We start from the raw sequence: 20388 nt of genomic DNA, 5'->3' as shown, positions 1-20388 counted from the left end.
AGGTCACCTCAGCGCCAGGCCGCCAGCGGCAGCATGCCTTCGCGGTCTTTCACTTTGCGCATGACGATATGCGAACAGAGATCGCGCACGCCCGGGATCTTGCTGAGCTTGTCCTCGACAAAATTCGAAAATGCCGACAGGTTGCGCGTACGCACGGTGAGGATGTAGTTGGACGCGCCAGTGACGATGGCCGCCTCGGTGATCTCGTCGTGCAGCGCGATGCCCGCCAGAAACTCCTCGTGCCATCCCGCGCGCGACTGGTCCAGCGACACATGCACGATGGCCTCCAGCTCGAAGCCCAGCTTCTCGGCGTCCAGCAGCGCACGGTAGCCGCGGATGAGCCCGGCTTCTTCCAGCGCGCGCACACGGCGCAGGCAGGCGGAGGGCGACAGCGCCACCTGTTCCGCCAGGTCCTGATTGCTGAGGTGGCCGTCTTCCTGCAGGCGGGCCAGAATGCGCTGGTCTATGACGTCAATCTGCATGGCGCAATCCAGTTCGAAAAAATGATGGTGAATGCAATTTAATGCGGAAAACGCGGGTAAGTCACGACGGGATTTGCAATTTTTCGGACTGACTGCGCTGATAGCATGTATCCGGAAATCTGCTGAAGGAATGGAACATGAACACTCGTGAAGCCTGCGTCAACGCCGACCGCCAGGATCCCCTGGCCCACGTGAAAGAACAATTCGACCTGCCGCCCGGCGTGCTCTACCTGGACGGCAATTCGCTGGGCGTGCTGCCCAAGACCGCCGCGGCCCGCGCCGCGCAGGTCATTACCGAAGAATGGGGCACGGGCCTGATCCGCAGCTGGAACACCGCGGGCTGGTTCGATCTGCCTGCGCGCCTGGGCGACAAGCTGGGCCGCCTGCTGGGCGCGCGCGAGGGCGAGCTGGTCGTCACCGACACCACGTCGCTCAACATCTTCAAGGCGCTGGCCGCCGCGCTGCGGATCCAGCAGCACAAGCACCCCGCGCGCCGCGTCATCCTGTCCGAGCGCGACAACTTCCCCACCGACCTCTACATGATCCAGGGCATGATCGACCTGCTGCAGCAGGGCTACGAAATGCGCCTGATCGACGACGACCTGCCGCTGGACAAGGCGCTGGACGACTCCGTTGCCGTCATGCTGCTGTCCCACGTCAATTACCGCAGCGGCCAGATGCACGACATGGCCGCGGTCACGGCGCAGGCGCACGAACACGGCGCGCTGGCCATCTGGGATCTGGCGCACGCCGCGGGCGCGGTGCCCGTCGACCTGAATGGCGCCAATGCCGACTTCGCCGTGGGCTGCACCTACAAGTATCTGAACGGCGGTCCCGGTTCGCCCGCGTTCATCTGGGTGGCCCCGCGTCACACCAAGGATTTCTGGCAGCCGCTGTCCGGGTGGTGGGGCCACAGCCGCCCGTTCGACATGGCCGTGGCCTACGAGCCCGCGGGCGGCATCCGCCGCTACCTGTGCGGCACGCAGCCCATCGTGTCGCTGTCGATGGTCGAATGCGGTCTCGATGTCGCGCATGCCGCCGGCATGGACGAAGTGCGCAAGAAGTCGCTGGCGCTGAGCGACCTGTTCATCCAGCTGGTGGAATCGCGTTGCGCCGGTCATCCGCTGACGCTGGTGACGCCGCGCACGCACGCCGACCGCGGCAGCCACGTCAGCTTCCGCCATCCCAACGGCTTCGAGGTCATGCAGGCCCTGATCGCGCGCGGCGTGATCGGTGATTACCGTGAACCCGAGGTCCTGCGTTTCGGCCTGACGCCGCTGTATTTCGGCTACGCCGACGTCTGGGACGCGGTCGACATCCTGAAGGACGTGCTGGATACCCGCGCGTGGAACAAGCCCGAGTTCAAGCAGCGTTCCGCCGTGACCTGATTCCGGTATCGGGCCTCGTCGCGCCGGCCTCGCGGGCCGTACATCACACAAAAATGCGCAGTACAGGAGGAGACAATGCAACAACAGAAAGGGTTCGGCCAGATTGCCGAACGCGAACAGGGGCTCAAGCGCCGGCTGACGTCCGGCCAGATGAGCATGATCGCCATCGGCGGAGCCATCGGCACGGGCCTGTTCCTGGGCAGTAAATTCGCCATCGGCTTTGCCGGGCCCAGCGTGCTCATCAGCTATGCCATCGGCGGCGTGATCACGCTGCTGCTCATGGCCTGCCTGGCCGAAATGACGGTCGCGCATTCCACGTCCGGCTCGTTCGGCGCCTATGCCGAACACTACATCGGCCCGCTCGCGGGCTTTCTGGTGCGCTATGCGTATTGGTCCTGCGTGGTGCTGGCCGTGGGCACGGAAGTCACGGCGGTGGCCAAATACATGGCTTTCTGGTTTCCCGGCGTGCCCGGATGGTTATGGGTGTGCATTTTTTCCGCGGCGCTCATCCTCATCAACGCCCTGAGCGTCAAGGCCTTCGGCACGATCGAATACTGGTTCTCGACCATCAAGATCAGCGCCATCATCGGCTTTATCATCCTGGGCGCCTACGTGGTCTGGGGCAATCCGCAGTATGGCACCGCGAACTACACCGCGCATGGCGGGTTCTTTCCGAACGGCGTGTGGGGCATGTGGATCGCGGTCGTGATCTCGATCTTCAGTTACCTGAGCGTCGAGATGATCGCCGTGGCAGCCGGTGAAGCCGAGGATCCGGAACGCGCGGTCAAGCAGGCGTTTCGCGCCACCATCGTCCGGCTTGTCGTGTTCTACCTGCTGACACTGGCGCTCATCCTGGCCATCGTGCCGTGGGATGATGCCGGCAAGGGCGGCAGCCCCTTCGTGCAGGTGATGGAGGTGCTTGATATTCCGGGCGCGGCGGGTGTCATCAACTTCATTGTGCTGGTGGCCGCGCTGTCGGCCATGAACAGCCAGCTCTACATCACCACGCGCATGATGTTCAGCCTGTCGCGCGCGGGCCATGCGCCGTCGGCGTTGGGCCGGCTGTCCAGCAACGGCACGCCGCTGAACGCGCTGTTGCTGTCGACCAGCGGCATCGCCATCGCCACGGTGCTGAACGTGCTGTACCCCGAGACGGCCTTCACGCTGATGATGGCCATCTCGATGTTCGGCGCGCTCTTTACCTGGATGATGATCTTCGTCACGCACTATTTCTTCCGCCGCCGCTGGGTCCGCGAAGGCGGCGCAAAGCTGTCTTTCCGCATGCCGGGTTTTCCGGTGCTGACGCTGTTGGGCGCGGGGGCGATGCTGGCGATTCTGGTGACCACGTACTTCACCAGCGTCTTCAAGCTGACGCTGGTGTTTGGCGTGCCGTTCCTGGTGCTGCTCGCCGCGGCGTACTACCTGCTGTTCAAGAAGCGCGGCGAAGCGGTCGCCATGAATACGCGGCAGCGTGCGTGATGGGTCGTCAGCGGCCGCGCTTTTTGGCGCGGCCGTTTGTCATCAGACGGCCGCGACGGCGCGCTCGGTGCGGGGCGCGGCTGGCACCGGCGCGGGGGCCGGGGCGAACACGCGCAGTCGATGGCCGTCGGGGTCGAGCGCCACAAAGGTGCGGCCGAAATCCATGTCGGTGGGCGCCTGCAGGATGGGCAGGCCGCGCAGGCTCCAGTCCACATGCCGCTGGTTGACCGCATCGGCATCGGCCACCGTGAACGCCAGTTCGGACGCTCCGCCGCGTCCGGCGGCTGCCGGCGCCACCGTGTAGCGCGACCACAAGCCCAGCATCAGCCCCGAGTCCAGCGCAAACAGCGCAAACGTGGGCGACGACTCGATGGGCGGGCGCTGCAGCAGCGCGTTGTAGAACGCGGCGCTGGCCTGCGGCTTTTCCACATACAGAATGACGAAATTGGTGTCTGACATGATGCGCTCCGGGGGTTGGATGCGCTCATGATAGGCAGGGGTACTGTCAGTTTTTGGCAGTAGTGAACATCAGTCCTTGCGCGCCTCGTGATCCAGCGCGCGCCACGCCTTGAGCAGGATGTGCCGACGTTTGGGGTACCTGGCGCCGATGGCCAGCGTGGCGATGCGGTCGGTGCGGAAATGCCGGAAGTCGCCCCGCAATTCACACCAGGCCATCACCAGCCGCACGCTGTCGAAAAAGCCCAGCGCGAACGGCCAGATGATCCGGCTGGAATCGGCTCCCTTGTCATCGCGGTAGGTGATTTCCAGTTTCTGTTCGCCGCGGATGGCCTGGCGGATCAGCGCCACGTCGACACGGTCCGTGACGGCTACGGCGCTGGGCGCAACCAGCAGCGGAATGGCGTCAAGCTCGTCGCGCAGTTCCTGCGGCAGCACCGCGCCGATCTTGGCCAGCGCATTGCGCGCGGCCAGCCCCAGGCGTTCGTCCGAGCGGCGGGCCACCCAGCGCGTGCCGAGCACCAGCGCCTCGATTTCTTCGGTGCTGAACATCAACGGCGGCAGCATGAAGCCGGGCCGCAGCACATAGCCCACGCCCGGTTCTCCCTCGATTTCCGCGCCCTGGCATTGCAGCGTGGCGATGTCGCGATACAGCGTGCGAAGGCTGATGCCCATCTCGGCCGCAAGCCGATGGCCGCTGACGGGCAGGCGGTGGCGGCGCAGGGTCTGGAGCAGCTCCAGGAGGCGTTCGGTGCGGGACATGAGGGAGGGGGAAGGGCAGACGGCGCAATACTGCCATGGATTGGCAGCAGGCGGCGATAGTCCGGCCCGCGATTTCAGCCCCGGATCCTCGCTCCTACTTGGCGACCGGCTTGCCCGACGCCACGTCCAGCACCGACCCGTCTTCCAGGCTGACGCGGTAGATTTCGCGCACGACATTGCCTGCAAAGCCGATCTCAACAATGGACACGTCCTTGAAGGTCGTCTCAATCCCATCGGGCAGCACGGCGTTGAACTTGTCGGATTCCGCCTTCATGGCGTCCTGCAGCCGCGCGTCGTACGGCGTCATGCTGTAGACCAGCGTGGTGTGCGGGTTGTGCGCGCGCACTTCCTTGCCGTCCTGCATGACGTTCACGCCGCTCACGCCCAGCGTCTTGACCAGTTCCTTGCCGGCATCGCCCATCTTGGCGTAGACCGGGCCGGTCACGCGCGGCAGCGGGCCGTCGCGCAGCGGGGCGAGGGCGGCGGTGGCCACGGTGTTGTAGCGCATCATGTCCTCGAAGCCCTGGCCGCTCTTGACCACACCCAGGTCCAGCCACCACGGATGTCCCGCGCCCTTGGCGGCCTCGGTCGGATAGAAGGTCTTGAGCGTGACGCGCAGCGGCGCCGGCGGCTTGGGCAACGCTTTCAGCATGCGCGCGGGCGTCTGCGGATCGGCGTTGTGGATGTGGACAACGGTGACGTGCGGCAGGTTGGGCGTGTCGGCTTCGGTCTTCAGGCCGAGTTTGATCAGATCTTCCTTGAGGACGCCGGTGACTTTGGCGTCGAGCACGGCGTTCACCTCAGCCGGCAAGCGGTAGACCACGCCGTAGGTAGCCTTGTGCGCGCGGAACTCGGGCTGGCCGATGGCGCTGTTGTCGATAGCGGCAGCCTGGGCGGCGCCGGCGGTGGCGAACAGGCCGAATATGGCCAGATGCAATGCACGTTTGATCATGGGATTTCCCTGTTGTCGTGGACGTGACCCGCGAGAGTCATCCGCAGTGTGGCCAGCGCGGATGTACGCCGTATTGCACCAAGGCCAAGATTTCCGATACCAACCGGCGTTTATCCGATTGGTCCTGGCGGCCGCCAGTCATTCGCTAGCCCAGGAACATGACCGCCACGATGGCGATGCCGAGCAGCAGGTTCACACCGACCCAGCGCCGGATGCCGGCCATCGCCTGGCCGCCCCTGGGCCAGTCGGACGCCGCCACGGCAGCGGCCAGGCGCTTGAACAGCGCAAACCGGATGTGGCCGAAGATCGCCATCATGACGATGCCGCCGCTGGCCATCAGCGTCCAGTTGCGGGGCATGAAGAACGAGCCGCCCGTCTGCGCGGCCTGGCTGGCCGACGAGCCGATCATCCAGGCGCCGGTCACGAGAATCAGCACGATGGCCGCCAGCACGGCATTGAGAAAGGGGCCCAGCACCGAGGCCAAGAGCGGCAACCGCACGGGCGGATCCAGTTTCGCGGCCGCCGGCCGCAGAAAACAGTGGGCGAACAGCATGCCGCCCACCCAGAGGATCACGGCCATGACGTGGAGAAACTGCAGGACGGCGTAGAGCATGGGATCAGCCTGTGGAAATCGCCGCCGCGGGAGGCGGCGGACGTCGTACGGATGATATCTCCGCAAACCCGACGCGCGGACTTGACCAAGATCATGGTTTTGCATTTAGAATGAGAACGATTGTTATTTGTAGTTATGAATTTTGTAGTTAGTGAGTCAGGGAGCCGTCCGTGCCGAATTCCGTGCTCGCCTCGGGCGACGCCGTCAACATGCTGTACCGCACCCATCACGGATGGCTGCACGGCTGGCTGCGCGCCAAGCTGGGCAACAGCTTCGATGCCGCCGATCTTGCGCAGGACACCTTCGTGCGCGTGCTGCGGCACCGGCACGAACTGGACGCGCTGCGCGAGCCGCGCGCGTACCTGACCACCATCGCCAAGCGCCTGCTGCTGAACCACCATCGCCGCCGATCGGTCGAGCAGGCCTACATGGAAGCGTTGGCGTTGATGCCCGAGGCGCTTGCTCCTTCCCCCGAACAGCGCTTCATCATCCTGGAGACGCTGCAGGAGATTGAAGAAATGCTGGCCGGCCTGTCGCTGCCCGCCCGCCAGGCGTTCCTGATGGCGCAACTGGAAGGCCTGAGCCATGGCGAAATCGCAGACAAGCTCAACGTGTCGCTGCGCACCGTGCACCGCTACATCACCAAGGGATACGAGCAATGCATCATGGCGGTGATGTGAGCGCGCCAGCGGAACCGGCAGCCGAGCTGCCCGCCGTCGAGCGCAACGTCGCACGCGAGGCTGCGCGGTGGCTGATGCGGCTCAGCTCAGGCCGGGCTACCGACGCGGACGTCCATGCCTGCGACCAATGGCGCGCCAGCAAGGCCGAGCACGAACATGCCTGGCAGCGGGCGCAGCGCGTGAATGCGCGCTTCGGCCTCATTCCGTCGGCGCTGGGCATGGCAACGCTGAATCGACCGGACCTCAAGAGCCGCCGCGCCGCGCTCAAGACGCTGGTTGCCCTGACTGTGGCCGCGCCGGTCGGCTGGGCTGCGTGGCGGGCCGATCCCCTGGACTGGAGCGCCGACTACCGGAGCGCCGCCGGCGAGCGGCGCGACGTGATCCTGGCCGACGGCTCGACGCTGCACCTGAATACCTCCAGCGCCGTCGACGTGTTGTTCGACGACGCGACGCGCCTCTTGCGCCTGCGCGCCGGCGAGATCGCCGTCCATGCGGTGGCGGACCCCGCCAGTCATCCGCGTCCCTTCATCGTGCGCACGCGGCTGGGCGATATCGAGGCGCAGGCCTCGCGCTTCTGTGTGCGCGAAGAGAGCGGGCGTTGTCAGCTCAGCGTGCAGGAAGGACGCGTGCGCGTCAGCAGCGCCGGGCAGCCGGGGCGCTACGTGGACGTGGCGGCCGGTGAGCAGAGCAGCCTGTCGCCGGATGGCGCCGGCCCAGCGACGCCCGCCGATCCGCATGCCAGCGACTGGCTGCGCGGCGTGCTGTACGCCAGCGCACTGCGGCTGGACACCTTCGCGGCCGAGCTTGGCCGCTACCGGCAGGGCATCCTGCGCTGCGCGCCGGAGATCGCGCACCTGCGCATCTCCGGCGCCTTCCAGTTGCACGACACGGACGCGGTGCTGGCGGCGCTGCCCGCCACCTTGCCCGTGCAGGTGCGCTACCGCACGCCGTATTGGGTAACGATCGTGCCTCGCGACACCTCGGCGTGAGGCGCGGGGTCGGCATGGCGGATCACGTTCACGGCGTTGCCCCGCCTTTTTCCGGCGCGCTGAAAATATTTTTGAAAATGCTGTCCGGTTTTGATTTCACGCGGGTCATGGTCTGTATAGGCACACGGATGCCGATACCTGTTGGATCCAAAGGACGACCATGGCTTACTACCCCGCCGGCCGCGCAAGCGGCTCCCGAGCAGCCCAAGGCGCGCAATGCCGGCTGACCCGTCTTACCGCTGCCGTGCATGCGGCGCTGGCTCTGACCGCTGCATCCGCCGCGATGCTGCCGGCCTCCGCCGCGCAGGCGCAAGGCGCCGCGGTGACGCAGGCCGGGGCGCGCGGCTACAGCATCCCGGCGGGATCGCTGGCGGACGCGCTGCCGCGTTTTGCGGACAGCGCCGGCGTGACGGTGCTGTTCGATGCGGCGCTGGTGGGCCAGCGCCGCACCGCCGGACTGCAGGGGGCGTACTCCGTGCATGAAGGGTTCGCGCGTCTTCTGGCGGGCAGCGGGCTGGGCGTGCAGGAACGCAGCGCGGGCGTCTTCGTGCTGCAGGCGTTGCCGCAGGGCAGCGTGACGCAGCTTGCGCCGGTGCAGATCGACGGCGAAGCGGCCGTCGTCACGCCGGCCTGGGAAACCAGCACCGATCGCCGCCGCCTGGACGATCTGCAGATCCGCAACTGGACCGACCTGAGCCGGCGCGCCGAACCGGGCGTGAATTTCAATCGCACGACCAACAGCATCAACATCCGGGGCCTGGACCAGGACCGTGTGCTGACGCGCGTGGACGGCATCCGCCTGCCGTGGCTGGACGACGGCGCGCGCGGCGTGAAGGGCGGCCTGGAAGCGGTGGATTTCAACAGCCTGTCGCGCCTGGACATCGTGCGCGGGGCGGACGCCACCGGCGGCGGCTCGGGCGCGATTTCGGGCATTGCCGACCTGCACACCCTGAATCCGGCGGATCTGCTGGGCGGCGGCAAGACCTTTGGCGCGCTGGCCAAGACCGATTACGACTCCGCCGACAACAGCTGGGGCGCCAACGCGGCGCTGGCCGGCCAGATCCACAGCAATACGTTCTGGCTGGTGCAGGCCGGCGTGCGAAACGGCCACGAACTGGACAACCGCGGCGACGTCGGCGGCTACGGCGCCAGCCGCAGCAAGCCCAGCCCCGAAGACTACGACCAGCGCAGCTTCCTCATGAAGCTGCAACAGCGCGTCGACGGCGCGCATCTGTTCGGCCTGACGGGCGAATACTTCAAGCGCAATGCCGACATCGACAACAAGTGGGAGCAGGGCCCCGGCACCAGCTACCTCATCGGCGAAAACAGCACCCGCAAGGAAACCGAGCGCGAGCGCGTGTCGTTCGACTACACGTACACGGCGCCGGATTCGGGCGGCCTGATCGACACGGCCAACGCGGTGGTGTACTGGCAGCGCGTTCGCCTGGACAACTCGCTGGACGGCATCCGCGGCGTGGACGCGCGCGCCCGCATCATTCCGGGCGACCCATTCCGTTACGGCTTTCCCAACGGTCCCTACGGCCGCAGCAATTCGATCCAGCAGACGCTCTTTGGCGCCAGCACGGAGTTCACCAAGCGCATCGCGGGCGCGTCGGTGTCCCAGCTGTGGTCGTTCGGCGGCGAGTGGTACGGCAACAAGACCGAGCAGAATTCCAGCGGCTACGACAACTGCCCGGTGATCCGACCCGGCACGCCCGCGCCGTTCGGCCCGCGCGCGTGCGACATGCTGCACACCAACCAGGCCGACGTGCCGCAGTCCAAGGGCAATCAATGGGCGCTGTGGGTGCAGGACGAGTTCAGCTTTGCAGATGGCAAATACACGCTGGCGCCGGCCTTGCGCTACGACCACTACGAGCAACGGCCGCAGTCCACCGCCGGCTATGAAAGCAACCCCAACGCGGCCGCGCTGCCGCCCAGCAACAGCGGCAGCCGCTTCTCGCCCAAGCTGCTGGGCACGTGGCGGGCGGCCGAGCAGCTCAGCCTCTATGCGCAATACGCCTACGGCTTCAAGGCGCCCAGCGCCACGCAGCTCTACACCAACTACGGCGGCCCCGGCACCTATCTGCGCGTGGGCAACCCGTACCTGAAACCCGAAACCAGCAAGGGCTGGGAACTGGGCGCCAAGCTCGGTACCGACGACCTCGGTGGTGCGGTATCGTTCTTTGATAATCGTTATCAGAACTTTATCGATGGCGATGTGCCGCTGAATCCCAATTCGCCGCAGTGGCAGCCGGGTTGGGCGGGGCAGTATCCGCTGGGCGTGACCGGCAACGTCAACCGCGCCAAGGTCCGCATCTACGGCGCCGAGGCCAGCGCGCACTGGAAGTTTGCGCCGGGTTGGCGCACGTGGGGCTCGCTGGCTTGGGCGGTGGGCAAGGACGAGGGCACGGGGCAGTACCTGAACTCCGTCGCGCCGCTCAAGGCGATACTGGGCGTCGGGTATGGCCGCGACGTGTGGGGCGTGGACGCCATGCTCACCACAGCCATGCAGCGCAACAAGGTCGAGTATCCCGATGCGTCGCCCGACGCGCCCAATCCCGACTTCAAGGCGCCGGGCTATGGCGTGGTGGACCTGATGGGCTACTGGCGTCCGGCCGCGGTGAAGGGCTTGCAGGTGCAGGCGGGCGTGTTCAACCTGTTCGACAAGAAGTACTGGGAGGCCATCAACGTGCCGACCGCGGGCGCCACCGCGATCCCGCGTGCGGTGGATTGGTACACGGAACCGGGACGCAGCGTGCGCGTCTCACTGACTTATCAATATTGAGTTCGGTCCGCCGCCATTCGGCGCCGACCGGACCGGCGGCGGTTTTCTGCAGTGTTTTTTTGCACCGGCCGGAGGGCCTACGATGACGAATAATGATTTCTCGACCCGCGCTGAAGAACTGCGTGCCCGCAATGAGGCGCTGGCGGCGTCGCAACCCGGGCTGCGCGCCCGCAATCTGGCCCAAGCGTTGGGCGTGTCCGAGGCCGAGTGGGTGGCCGCCGGCTGTGGCGGCGTGAAGGCGACGGCGCTGCATGGCGCGCCGCAAGAGATATTCCGCGAACTGGGCACGCTGGGCGAAGTGATGGCGCTGACGCGCAACGACTGGTGTGTGCACGAGCGCCATGGCGTGTATGAGGACATCCAGGCCGACGGTCCGGTAGGTCTGGTGCTGGGACCGGACATCGACCTGCGCGTGTTCTTCACTGCATGGAAGTCGGCCTGGGCGGTCGAGCAGGATGGACGCCAGAGCCTGCAATTCTTCGACGGCGCGGGCGTGGCCGTGCACAAGGTCTACCGCACCGACGGCACGGATGCCGCCGCATGGGACGCGCTGGTCGCGCGGTTCGCGGGCGAGTCGCAATGGCCCGTGGCCCAGGCCTACGCGCCGTCCGCCGACGCCGAGCAGGTCGAAGACGCTTCCGCGTGGCGCGAAGCGTGGCTGGGCATGAAGGACACGCACGAATTCTTCCCGCTGCTGCGCAAGTTCAAGGTGTCGCGCCTGGCGGCCCTGACGGCGGCCGGCGAAGACCTGGCGCAGCCGGTGCCTGCCGACGCCGTGGAGCGCATGCTGCAATCGGCGGCCGAATCGAGCCTGCGCATCATGTGCTTCGTGGGCAACCGCGGCATGATCCAGATCCACTCCGGTCCGGTGCAGTCGCTGCGCCGCACGGGCCCGTGGTTCAACGTGCTGGATCCCAGGTTCAACCTGCACCTGGACACCACGGCCATCGCGTCGGCCTGGGTGGTCAACAAGCCGACGACCGACGGCTGGGTCACCTCGCTGGAGGTGTACGCCAGCACGGGCGACCTGATCGTGCAGTTCTTCGGTGAACGCAAACCCGGTCAGCGGGAAATCCCGCAATGGCGCGACCTGATGGTCAGCCTGTGCAGCGCGCCGCTGGCCGCTTGAGCGCATAAGGAAACGAGAGCGATGAAGAAATGGTTGGCAGTGGCGGCCTGGTTGTTGGCGGCAGGCGCGCAGGCGGCGCCGCCCGAACGGGTGGTGACCTTGGGCGGCACCGTGACCGAGATCGTGTATCAGCTCGGGCAGGGCGGCAAGCTGGTGGGAGACGATCTCTCCAGCCTGTACCCGGAGGCCGCGACCAAGCTGCCGCGCGTCGGCTATTACCGAGCGGTGCCGGTGGAAGGCGTGCTGGCGCTCAAGCCGGATCTGGTGCTTGCGTCCGAGCAGGCCGGTCCGCCCGACGCGCTCAAGCGCCTGGGCGACGTCGGCGTGCGCATCGTCACCGTGCCGGACGCCCCGTCGGTGGATTCGCTGAAAGCGCGCATCCGCAACATCGCCGAGGCGCTGGACGTGGCCCCGGCGGGTGAAGCGCTGGTGACCGAGATCACCCGCGACCTGAAGGCGGTCGAGGCGATTCCGGTCACTGGCGCGCGCGCCATCCTGGTGATGAACCGCACCGGCACGCTGCAAGGCGCGGGCGGCGGCACGGCGGCCAACGAAGTCATGACGATGGCGGGGTTGGCCAATGTGCTCAAGGACCAGCAGGGCTACAAGCCGCTCTCGGCCGAAGCGGTCAGCGCGCTGGCGCCCGACGTCATCGTGGTGACGCGCACTTCGCTGGAAGCTTCCGGCGGCGTGGACAAGCTGCTGGCGCTGCCGGGCCTAGCTTCCACGCCCGCCGCCGCGCACAAGCGCGTCATCGTCATGGACGACCTGCTCCTCTTGGGCATGGGCCCGCGCCTGCCGTTGGCGCTGACCGAACTCAAGCGGGAGGCGGCCGGTGTCATGGGGCGCTAGCGCAAAGCGCGTCTCCGCGCCGCTGGCGCTGGCAGTGCTGGGCGCCGTGCTGGCGCTGGTGGCGCTGGCCGCCAGCAGCAGCGGCGCGGTCCAGATTCCGTTGCGCGACATGCCCACGCTGCTGTTTGGCGACCCCGCGCCGGGCGATGCGCTGTGGCGCAACGTCCTGATCGACATCCGGCTGCCCCGGGTGTTGTTCGCGATGGTGGCGGGCGCCGCGCTGGCCATATCCGGTGCGGCGATGCAGGCGCTGTTTCGCAATCCGTTGGCCGAGCCCGGCCTTATCGGCATTTCGGCGGGCGGCTCGCTGGGCGCGGTGGCCGCCATCGTGCTGACCTCGGGCGGCTTCTGGGTGCTGGCGCCGGCCGCGTTCGCCGGCAGCCTGCTTGCCACCTTCTGCGCATACGCGCTGGGCCGGCGCGTGCCCGGCATGGCGGGACTGCTGCTGGCGGGCATCGCCATCAACGCGGTGGCGGGCGCCATGATCGGCCTGTTCACGTTCGTGGCCAATGACGCGCAGTTGCGCGACCTCACGTTCTGGACCATGGGCAGCCTGGCCGGCGCCAAGTGGACGTTGCTGGCGTTCCTTGGCCCGTGGGTGCTGCTGATGTCCTGGTGGCTGATGCGCCAGTGGCGCGTCATGAATGCCTTGCTGTTGGGCGAGCGCGAAGCGCAGCACCTGGGTTACGCGCTCAAGCGCGTGCGCGCGCAACTGGTGCTGGCGTGCGCGCTGATCGTTGGGCCGCTGGTTGCCGCGACGGGCGGCATCGGCTTTGTCGGCCTGGTGGTGCCGCATCTGGTGCGCATGACGCTGGGCGCGAATCACCGCTGGCTGCTGCCGGCCTGCGTGCTGGGCGGGGCGCTGGCGCTGACGCTGGCCGACTGGCTGTCGCGTGTCGCCGTCGTGCCGGCCGAGCTGCCGATCGGGCTGGTGACCAGTCTGGTGGGCGGACCCTTTTTCTTGTGGCTGCTGGCGCGCGGCCGGAGGCACGGTTGATGCTTGCAGCCGACGATCTCGTATTGACGCGGAGCGGCAACCGCATTCTGGACAAGGTGTCGTTGGCGGTGCGGCCCGGCGAAGTGGTCGGCCTTTTGGGCGCGAACGGCGCGGGCAAGTCGACGCTGCTGGGCGCGATGTCCGCCGAATTGGCGCCGGAAGCCGGCTCGGTCCGCCTGGGCGATGCCGACGTGCAGCAATTGGCGCATCGCCAACAGGCCCGCCTGCGCGCCGTGCTGCCGCAAAAGCCCGGGTTGAGTTTCGACCTGGACGTGCGTGACGTGGTGGCGATGGGGGCGTACCCATTTCCGGAACTGTCGCCCGCGCAGGTGGACACGCTGGTGGATCAGGCGCTGGGCTGGGCCGACGTGTCGCATCTGAATGCGCGCCGCTATCCCGAGCTGTCCGGGGGCGAGCAGCAGCGGGTGCAGTTCGCGCGGGTGCTGGTGCAGTGCAAGGCGGCCCGGGCGCAGGGTGAGCCGCGCTATCTGCTGCTGGACGAGCCCACCGCCAGTCTGGACCCCAAGCACCAGCGCGACCTCTTGCGCGTCGCGGCGGGCCTGGCCCATGACGGCGATACCGGCGTACTGGTGATCCTGCACGACATGAACCTGGCGGCGCGCTGGTGCGACCGCTTGCTCCTGCTGTGCGGCGGCCGGGCCATCGCGTCGGGCACGCCGGCCGAGGTGCTGACGCCGAAGAACCTGTTCCTGGCCTACGGTATCGACGCCCACGTCATGCCGCATCCCTTGCAGCCCGAGCGCCTGCTGGTGGTCACGACATGACGGCGTGACGCCGGACGCGGGGCCGGTAAAATGGCGGGCATTGCACTTTCCCGCCAATTTTCACAGGACCCCGTGTCATGCCTACTTTTGACGTCGTCTCCGAAGTCGACAAACACGAACTGACCAACGCCGTCGACCAAGCCAACCGCGAACTGTCCACGCGCTTCGACTTCAAGGGCACCGAAGCCAAGTTCGAACTCGAGGGCTATGTCGTGACCCAGGTCGCTTCCAGCGCGTTCCAGCTCAAGCAGATGCTGGACATCCTGCGCGGCCGCCTGTCTGCCCGCGGCATCGACGTGCGCTGCCTGGACGTGGCCGACCCGCTCGAAAACCTGGGCGGCGCCCGCCAGAAGGTCACCATCAAACAGGGCATCGAACAGCCCGTCGCCAAGAAGCTCATCGCCGCCATCAAGAACGCCAAGCTCAAGGTCGAATCGCAGATCAATGGCGACAAGCTGCGCATCTCGGGCAAGAAGCGCGACGACCTGCAGACCGCCATTGCATTGCTGAAAAAGACCGACGTCGAGCTGCCGCTGCAGTTCGAGAACTTCCGCGACTAAGCCGCGCGGGCCGCACCGATGGGGCATTCCAGCGAACTGCTCCTTGTCGTTGAGCTTGCGCGCGCGGGCGGCATGTCGGCCGCGGCGCGCGAGCTTGATGTCACCCCTGCCGCAGTCAGCAAGCGGCTGGCGCAGATCGAGGCGCGGCTGGGCGTGCGGCTCTTCAACCGCAGCACGCGGCGCCTCAGTCTTACCGCAGAGGGCGAGGTGTATCTGGAAAACGCCCGCCGCATCCTGGGCGAGATCGACGACCTGGACGCGCTCATCGCCAGCCGTCAGTCCGCCCCGCGCGGCCTGCTCAAGGTCAATGCGCCGCTGGGTTTCGGGCGCAGCTATATCGCGCCGGCCATCGCGGAATTCGCGCAGCAGTATCCCGAAGTCTCGCTGCAATTGCAGCTGACCGACCGGCCCGCCGACTTCGTGCGCGAGGCCTTTGACGTTGCGGTGCGCTTTGGCGATCTGCCCGACACGAGTCTCATCGCGCGCAAGATCGCGCCCAACCGGCGCCTCGTGTGCGCGTCGCCCGGTTACCTGAAAAAACACGGCACGCCGGCCACGCCGCATGATCTGGCGCGGCACCAGTGCATCGTGCTGCGCCAGAACGACGCTGCCTACGGGCTGTGGCGTTTCACGAAAGGCCGGCGCAGCGAAACCGTGAAGGTGCGCGGCAATCTCAGCAGCAACGATGGCGAGGTCACGCTGACCTGGGGCCTGGCCGGCCTGGGCATCTTGCAACGCGCGGAATGGGACCTGGCGCGCTACCTGCGCAGCGGCCGGCTGGTGCAGGTGCTAGAGGACTATGCGCTGCCGCAGGCGGACATCTACGCGGTTTTTCCGGAAAGGCACCACCTGTCCGCCAAGGTGCGGGTGTTTGTGGATTTTCTGGTGGCGTATTTCGGCGAAGGGTCGGAGGGGCGGTGGTGAAGCGCTGTTCCTTTGTGCGAGATCCCGTTGCGCGTGATTCCTTCAACATCGATCACGCTGTCCACAGGTGCTGCGCCGCGTAGGCGCGCCACGGCCGCCAGGCCTCGGACCGCGCCAGCAGTTGCGCGGGTGTGTAGGCCCGCGATTCCAGCTTTTCCAGCGCGCGTATCAAGCCGATATCCGCATGCGGAAACGCATCCGGCTCACGCAATTGCCGCAGCGCGATGTATTGCGCCGTCCATTCCCCCACGCCGCGTATCGTGCGCAACCGCCGCACGGCGTCTTCCAGGTCGACGGCGGCGTCAAAGAGATGCGGGTCCGCGACCGCTGCCGCGGCCACCGCGGACAGCGTCGCCGCCCGGCTGCGCGGCATGCCCAGCGAGGCCAGTTCGGCGGCAGCCACCACGTCCGGCTCGGGAAACACGTGCGTCAGCGCGCCGTCCGGCTGCGCTAGCGGCTGGCCATGCGCCGCCACCATCTTGCCCGCCAGCCGGATGGCGGCGGCCACCGTGATCTGTTGTCCCAGCACTGCCCGCATGGCCAGTTCAAAACCGTCCCACGCGCCCGGCACGCGCAGCCCCGGCCGCGCCTGCATCAGCGCCGTCATGACCGGATCGGCGGCAAACTGCGCAGCGATTGCCGCCGGGTCGCTGGCCAGATCGAACACGCGGCGCAGGCGCGCGATGATGGCCGGCAGCGACGGCAGATGAGGAAAGCGCACCGCCACCTGCAGCGCATCGCCCGCGCCCGGCCGCACCGTGACCGTGCCTTGCGCACCATCCAGGCTGACGGTGCGCGCATAGGTGTCGCCGGTTACGGACTCGACGCCGGGAATGGCGCGCAGCCGCAGGAACGCCAGCATGGCGTCCCAGTCGTAGGGCGGACGGTAGCGCAGCAGCAGCTTGATTTCCCCATCCTGGCCCGCCGGGACCTCCGGCTTGCCTGAACGCCGCAGTTCGCCGGGGGCCCGGCCGAACAGGTCGAGGAACACCTCGTTGAAACGGCGGATGCTGCCGAATCCCGACGCGAAGGCGATCTCGGCCATGGGCAACTGCGTTTCATGGATGAGCTGCTTGGCCAGCAGCACGCGGCGCGTCTGCGCGAATGCGACGGGCGAGGCGCCCAGGTGCTGGCGGAACTGGCGCCGCAACTGCCGTTCGCCCACGCCCAGGCGCTGCGCCAGCGCGTCGACGCCGGCCTCGTCCAGCGCGCCCAGCTCGATACGCTGCAATGCGCGCGACACGGTGGGCGGCAACTCGTGGCCGGGGCCGACTTCGGGCGCCGTTTCCGGGCGGCAGCGCAGGCAAGGGTGAAACCCGGCTTCCTGCGCGGCCGCGGCCGTCGAAAAGAACGTGACGTTTTTCGACAGCGGCGTGCGCGCCGGACAGACCGGACGGCAATAGATGCGCGTGGTCTTGACGGCCGTGAAGAAGCGGCCGTCGTAACGGGCGTCGCGCACCTGGATGGCGCTGTAGCAGGCTTCGTGGTTCAGGTTCATGAAGCGATGCTAACGCCGCCGGGCGGGCAAGATCTAGCGGATTTCGGACAGGGTTGTGAATGTCACACTGCTGTCCGAAAACCGCCAGCGCCCGGTCCGGCGGCGGGTCTATATTGGCGGCTTGCACACCTATCCGGAGCGACATCATGCCGGTACACACCTTTCTGCTGGAACGGGTTCCCACCCCCATTGGCCGGATGCTCGTGCTGACCGATGCCCAAGCCCACCTGCGCGCCGTGGACTGGGAAGACTACGAATCCCGCATGCACCTGCTGTTACAGCGCCAGTACGGCCGGGGCGCGGTGCAACTGCAGGACGCCGCGCAGCCTTCGCAGGCAAGCCGCGCGCTGCAAGCGTATTTCGATGGCGACGTGGACGCCATCACGGATCTCCCGGTCGCCTTCGGCGGCACGCGCTTCCAGCAGCAGGTCTGGCACGCGCTGCGCGGCATCGAAGGCGGCAGCACCATCAGCTACGGCACGCTGGCGACCCGAATCGCCCGTCCCACGGCCGTGCGCGCGGTCGGGCTGGCCAACGGCGCCAATCCCGTGGGCATCGTCATTCCTTGCCATCGCGTGATCGGCGCCAACGCCGCGCTGACGGGCTACGGCGGCGGCCTGCACCGCAAGCGCTGGCTGCTGGCGCACGAGGCCGCCTGGCGCAGCGCGCAGCCGCAGCGCCGTACCGAGGCGGCACTTTCAACTTCAAGTTGAAAATGTTGTGAATTTCGGCGCGTTCACCACGCGCCGCGCTCGGTACAGTGCCAGCAGACTCATCCGCACGGAGCGCTGGCACCATGAAGACCTATCGCATTGCAACCATCCCCGGCGACGGCATCGGCAAGGAAGTGATTCCCGCCGGCCAGCGCGTCATGCAGGAACTCGCGGCCCAGGGCGGTCTGCGGTTCGAATTTGAAGACTTCGACTGGGGCGGCGACTACTACCGCAAGCATGGCGTCATGATGCCCGCCGACGGGCTGGATGCGCTGCGGGACAAGGACGCGATCCTGTTCGGCTCGGCCGGCGACCCCGACATCGCCGACCACATCACCTTGTGGGGCCTGCGCCTGAAGATCTGCCAGGGCTTCGACCAATATGCCAACGTACGCCCGACGCGCATCCTGCCGGGCATCGACGCCCCGCTCAAGCGCTGCACGCCCGAACAGCTGAACTGGGTGATCGTGCGCGAGAACTCCGAAGGCGAGTACTCGGGCGTTGGGGGCCGCGTGCATCAAGGCCATCCCATCGAAGCCGCGACCGACGTGTCGATCATGACGCGCGCCGGCGTCGAGCGCATCCTGCGCTTTGCGTTCAAGCTGGCGCAATCGCGGCCGCGCAAGCTGCTGACCGTTGTCACCAAGTCCAACGCCCAGCGCCATGCCATGGTGATGTGGGACGAGATCGCCGTGCAGGTCAGCCGCGAATTTCCCGACGTGACCTGGGACAAGGAGCTGGTCGACGCCGCCACCGCCCGTATGGTCAACCGGCCCGCGACGCTGGACACCATCGTCGCCACCAACCTGCACGCCGACATCCTGAGCGACCTGGCGGCCGCCCTGGCCGGCAGCCTGGGCATCGCGCCCACCGGCAATATCGACCCCGAACGCCGCTACCCGTCCATGTTCGAACCCATCCACGGCTCGGCCTTCGACATCATGGGCAAGGGACTCGCCAATCCGGTCGGGACGTTCTGGTCGGTGGTCATGCTGCTGGAACACCTGGGCGAGACAGATGCGGCGGCGCGGCTGATGCAGGCCATTGAAAGCGTCACGGCCGATCCCGCGCTGCACACCGGCGACCTGGGCGGCCGCGCCACGACCGAGCAGGTGACCAAGGCGGTCTGCGCAAAGCTGGCGGAATCGGCGCAAGCCAAGGCAGCGTAGACGGCTTCCGGATGTAGGACCGATTCCGGTGTCAGACACCTGAATCTGTCTTACGGCTTCAGGACATCCGGTCAGGTAAGAGGACATCAGATCCGACCCCTGCGCCCGGCAACACAACAACAAGCGAAGTTCATTCGTAGTCAGGAGACAAATCATGCATAAGAAAGCGATGACCGCGCGCGCCCTGGCGTTCGCCTGCCTGATCGGCGTTGCATTCGCGGGCGGCGCGCAGGCGCAGTCCTACCCGGCGCGTCCCGTGAGCCTGATCGTGCCGTTCCCGGCGGGCGGCACGACGGACGTGCTGGCGCGCGCGTTGGGGCAGGAGCTGGCCAAGAGCCTCGGCCAGCCGGTGGTGGTCGAGAACAAGCCGGGCGCGGGTTCGACGCTGGGCGCGGACTATGTCGCCAAGGCGGCGCCGGACGGCTACACGTTGCTGATGGGCGCGGTGCATCACACCATCGCCACCAGTGTCTACAAAAGCCTGCATTACGACTTCCAGAAGGACTTCGCGCCGGTCACCACGGTGGCGCTGGTGCCCAACGTGCTGGTCGTCAATCCCAAGCTGCCCGCCAAGGACGTGGCGTCGCTATTGAAACTGGCGCAGGCGTCGCCCGGCAAGCTGACCTACGGTTCCAACGGCATGGGAACGGGCCAGCACCTGATCGGCGCGCAGTTCGAGCGCGCGGGCCATGTGCAGTTGCTGCATGTGCCGTACAAGGGCAGTGGTCCGCTGACGACCGATCTGTTGGGCGGTCAGATCGACATGTCGTTCGACACGATCACGCCGGTGCTGGCGCACATTCAGAGCGGCAAGCTGCGTGCGCTGGCGGTCACCACCAACCAGCGCTCCGCGGCGCTGCCGGATGTGCCAACGATGGAGGAGGCCGGTCTGAAGCCCTTCAACATGGGCACGTGGTTCGGCGTGCTGGCGCCGGCCGCCGCGCCCAAGGAGGTGGTGGACCGGCTGAATGCCGAGATGGTGAAGATCATCCGATCACCCGATTTCACGCGCCGCATGGCGGAAATCGGCGCGGTGCCGATCGGCGACACGCCCGCGGAAATGAAGGCGCGCATCGGCGCGGACACCGCGAACTATGCGAAGCTGGTCAAGGAAGCGAAAGTTGCAGTGAATTGAGGGGCAGGGCGGGAGCGGCCATTGCGGCCGCTGCCGCGCC

General features: G+C 67.1%; 20 protein-coding genes. 14 read left to right on the top strand and 6 right to left on the bottom strand.

What is annotated here, in order from left to right:
- Nucleotides 1-8 precede the first annotated feature (8 nt).
- Nucleotides 9-482, bottom strand: coding sequence for an Lrp/AsnC family transcriptional regulator (locus AB3147_RS22370; protein ID WP_175124452.1), 474 nt, complete (start codon nt 480-482; stop codon nt 9-11).
- A gap of 137 nt (nt 483-619) precedes the next feature.
- Between AB3147_RS22370 and kynU the strand changes: the two genes are divergently transcribed.
- On the top strand, nt 620-1870 hold the full coding sequence (gene kynU / locus AB3147_RS22365) for a kynureninase (RefSeq protein ID WP_218343063.1): 1251 nt from the start codon (nt 620-622) through the stop codon (nt 1868-1870).
- A gap of 75 nt (nt 1871-1945) precedes the next feature.
- Entirely contained in the window at nt 1946-3349 is a 1404-nt protein-coding gene (locus tag AB3147_RS22360; protein ID WP_175186322.1) for an amino acid permease, read from the top strand.
- Nucleotides 3350-3391: 42 nt separating this feature from the next.
- Here AB3147_RS22360 and AB3147_RS22355 read toward each other — a convergent pair whose 3' ends face one another.
- The 4 genes from AB3147_RS22355 to AB3147_RS22340 all read right to left on the bottom strand — a co-directional run bounded on the left by AB3147_RS22355 (nt 3392) and on the right by AB3147_RS22340 (nt 6132).
- Nucleotides 3392-3808 carry a VOC family protein gene (locus AB3147_RS22355; protein WP_367352987.1) on the bottom strand — a complete coding sequence of 139 codons (417 nt, stop codon included), beginning with the start codon at nt 3806-3808 and terminating at the stop codon, nt 3392-3394.
- A 69-nt stretch (nt 3809-3877) separates the two neighbouring features.
- Nucleotides 3878-4567: a helix-turn-helix transcriptional regulator gene (locus tag AB3147_RS22350; RefSeq protein WP_218343065.1), complete on the bottom strand. Its 690-nt coding sequence runs from the start codon at nt 4565-4567 to the stop codon at nt 3878-3880.
- Nucleotides 4568-4661: 94 nt separating this feature from the next.
- Nucleotides 4662-5519, bottom strand: a complete 858-nt coding sequence (locus tag AB3147_RS22345) for a hypothetical protein (RefSeq protein WP_175137708.1) — start codon at nt 5517-5519, stop codon at nt 4662-4664.
- A 145-nt stretch (nt 5520-5664) separates the two neighbouring features.
- Nucleotides 5665-6132: a CopD family protein gene (locus AB3147_RS22340; RefSeq protein ID WP_218343067.1), complete on the bottom strand. Its 468-nt coding sequence runs from the start codon at nt 6130-6132 to the stop codon at nt 5665-5667.
- Nucleotides 6133-6302: 170 nt separating this feature from the next.
- Between AB3147_RS22340 and AB3147_RS22335 the strand changes: the two genes are divergently transcribed.
- From AB3147_RS22335 to AB3147_RS22295, 9 genes are all read left to right on the top strand, one after another.
- Nucleotides 6303-6812 carry a sigma-70 family RNA polymerase sigma factor gene (locus AB3147_RS22335; RefSeq protein WP_175124461.1) on the top strand — a complete coding sequence of 170 codons (510 nt, stop codon included), beginning with the start codon at nt 6303-6305 and terminating at the stop codon, nt 6810-6812.
- On the top strand, nt 6809-7801 hold the full coding sequence (locus AB3147_RS22330; protein ID WP_438861001.1) for a FecR domain-containing protein: 993 nt from the start codon (nt 6809-6811) through the stop codon (nt 7799-7801). Before AB3147_RS22335 ends, AB3147_RS22330 begins: the two co-directional genes overlap by 4 nt.
- 160 nt (nt 7802-7961) lie before the next feature.
- Nucleotides 7962-10586, top strand: coding sequence for a TonB-dependent hemoglobin/transferrin/lactoferrin family receptor (locus tag AB3147_RS22325; RefSeq protein ID WP_438861000.1), 2625 nt, complete (start codon nt 7962-7964; stop codon nt 10584-10586).
- An 82-nt stretch (nt 10587-10668) separates the two neighbouring features.
- Nucleotides 10669-11715, top strand: a complete 1047-nt coding sequence (locus AB3147_RS22320; protein ID WP_367352985.1) for a hemin-degrading factor — start codon at nt 10669-10671, stop codon at nt 11713-11715.
- 21 nt (nt 11716-11736) lie between these two features.
- Complete coding sequence (locus tag AB3147_RS22315) at nt 11737-12567, top strand: heme/hemin ABC transporter substrate-binding protein (RefSeq protein WP_367352984.1); 831 nt, start codon at nt 11737-11739, stop codon at nt 12565-12567.
- 34 nt (nt 12568-12601) lie between these two features.
- Nucleotides 12602-13564 (top strand): FecCD family ABC transporter permease, encoded by a 963-nt coding sequence (locus tag AB3147_RS22310; protein ID WP_414631294.1) that lies wholly within the window; start codon nt 12602-12604, stop codon nt 13562-13564.
- Nucleotides 13564-14349, top strand: a complete 786-nt coding sequence (locus AB3147_RS22305) for a heme ABC transporter ATP-binding protein (RefSeq protein ID WP_438860999.1) — start codon at nt 13564-13566, stop codon at nt 14347-14349. The genes AB3147_RS22310 and AB3147_RS22305 overlap by 1 nt, the downstream gene beginning before the upstream one ends.
- A gap of 77 nt (nt 14350-14426) precedes the next feature.
- The gene (locus AB3147_RS22300) at nt 14427-14909 is read left to right on the top strand and encodes a YajQ family cyclic di-GMP-binding protein (RefSeq protein WP_056571865.1); all 483 of its coding nucleotides are present in this window, start codon (nt 14427-14429) and stop codon (nt 14907-14909) included.
- Nucleotides 14910-14927: 18 nt separating this feature from the next.
- Nucleotides 14928-15833: a LysR family transcriptional regulator gene (locus AB3147_RS22295; protein WP_367352982.1), complete on the top strand. Its 906-nt coding sequence runs from the start codon at nt 14928-14930 to the stop codon at nt 15831-15833.
- Nucleotides 15834-15885: 52 nt separating this feature from the next.
- On the opposite strand, the gene AB3147_RS22290 is transcribed toward AB3147_RS22295, so the two are convergent.
- The gene (locus AB3147_RS22290; protein WP_367352981.1) at nt 15886-17331 is read right to left on the bottom strand and encodes an AlkA N-terminal domain-containing protein; all 1446 of its coding nucleotides are present in this window, start codon (nt 17329-17331) and stop codon (nt 15886-15888) included.
- Between the two features lie 146 nt (nt 17332-17477).
- On the opposite strand from AB3147_RS22290, the gene AB3147_RS22285 reads away from it, so the two are divergent.
- The 3 genes from AB3147_RS22285 to AB3147_RS22275 all read left to right on the top strand — a co-directional run bounded on the left by AB3147_RS22285 (nt 17478) and on the right by AB3147_RS22275 (nt 20348).
- Entirely contained in the window at nt 17478-18044 is a 567-nt protein-coding gene (locus tag AB3147_RS22285) for a methylated-DNA--[protein]-cysteine S-methyltransferase (protein ID WP_239212910.1), read from the top strand.
- An 83-nt stretch (nt 18045-18127) separates the two neighbouring features.
- Complete coding sequence (locus AB3147_RS22280; RefSeq protein ID WP_175137718.1) at nt 18128-19213, top strand: tartrate dehydrogenase; 1086 nt, start codon at nt 18128-18130, stop codon at nt 19211-19213.
- Between the two features lie 154 nt (nt 19214-19367).
- Nucleotides 19368-20348, top strand: coding sequence for a Bug family tripartite tricarboxylate transporter substrate binding protein (locus AB3147_RS22275; RefSeq protein ID WP_175124471.1), 981 nt, complete (start codon nt 19368-19370; stop codon nt 20346-20348).
- Nucleotides 20349-20388 lie beyond the last annotated feature (40 nt).

Origin of the sequence: Achromobacter animicus, from assembly GCF_040775605.1 — a bacterium.
Lineage (GTDB): Bacteria > Pseudomonadota > Gammaproteobacteria > Burkholderiales > Burkholderiaceae_B > Achromobacter > Achromobacter animicus.
The sequence above is the reverse complement of the archived record's forward strand: the minus strand, read 5'-3'. Positions and strand labels throughout refer to the sequence as shown.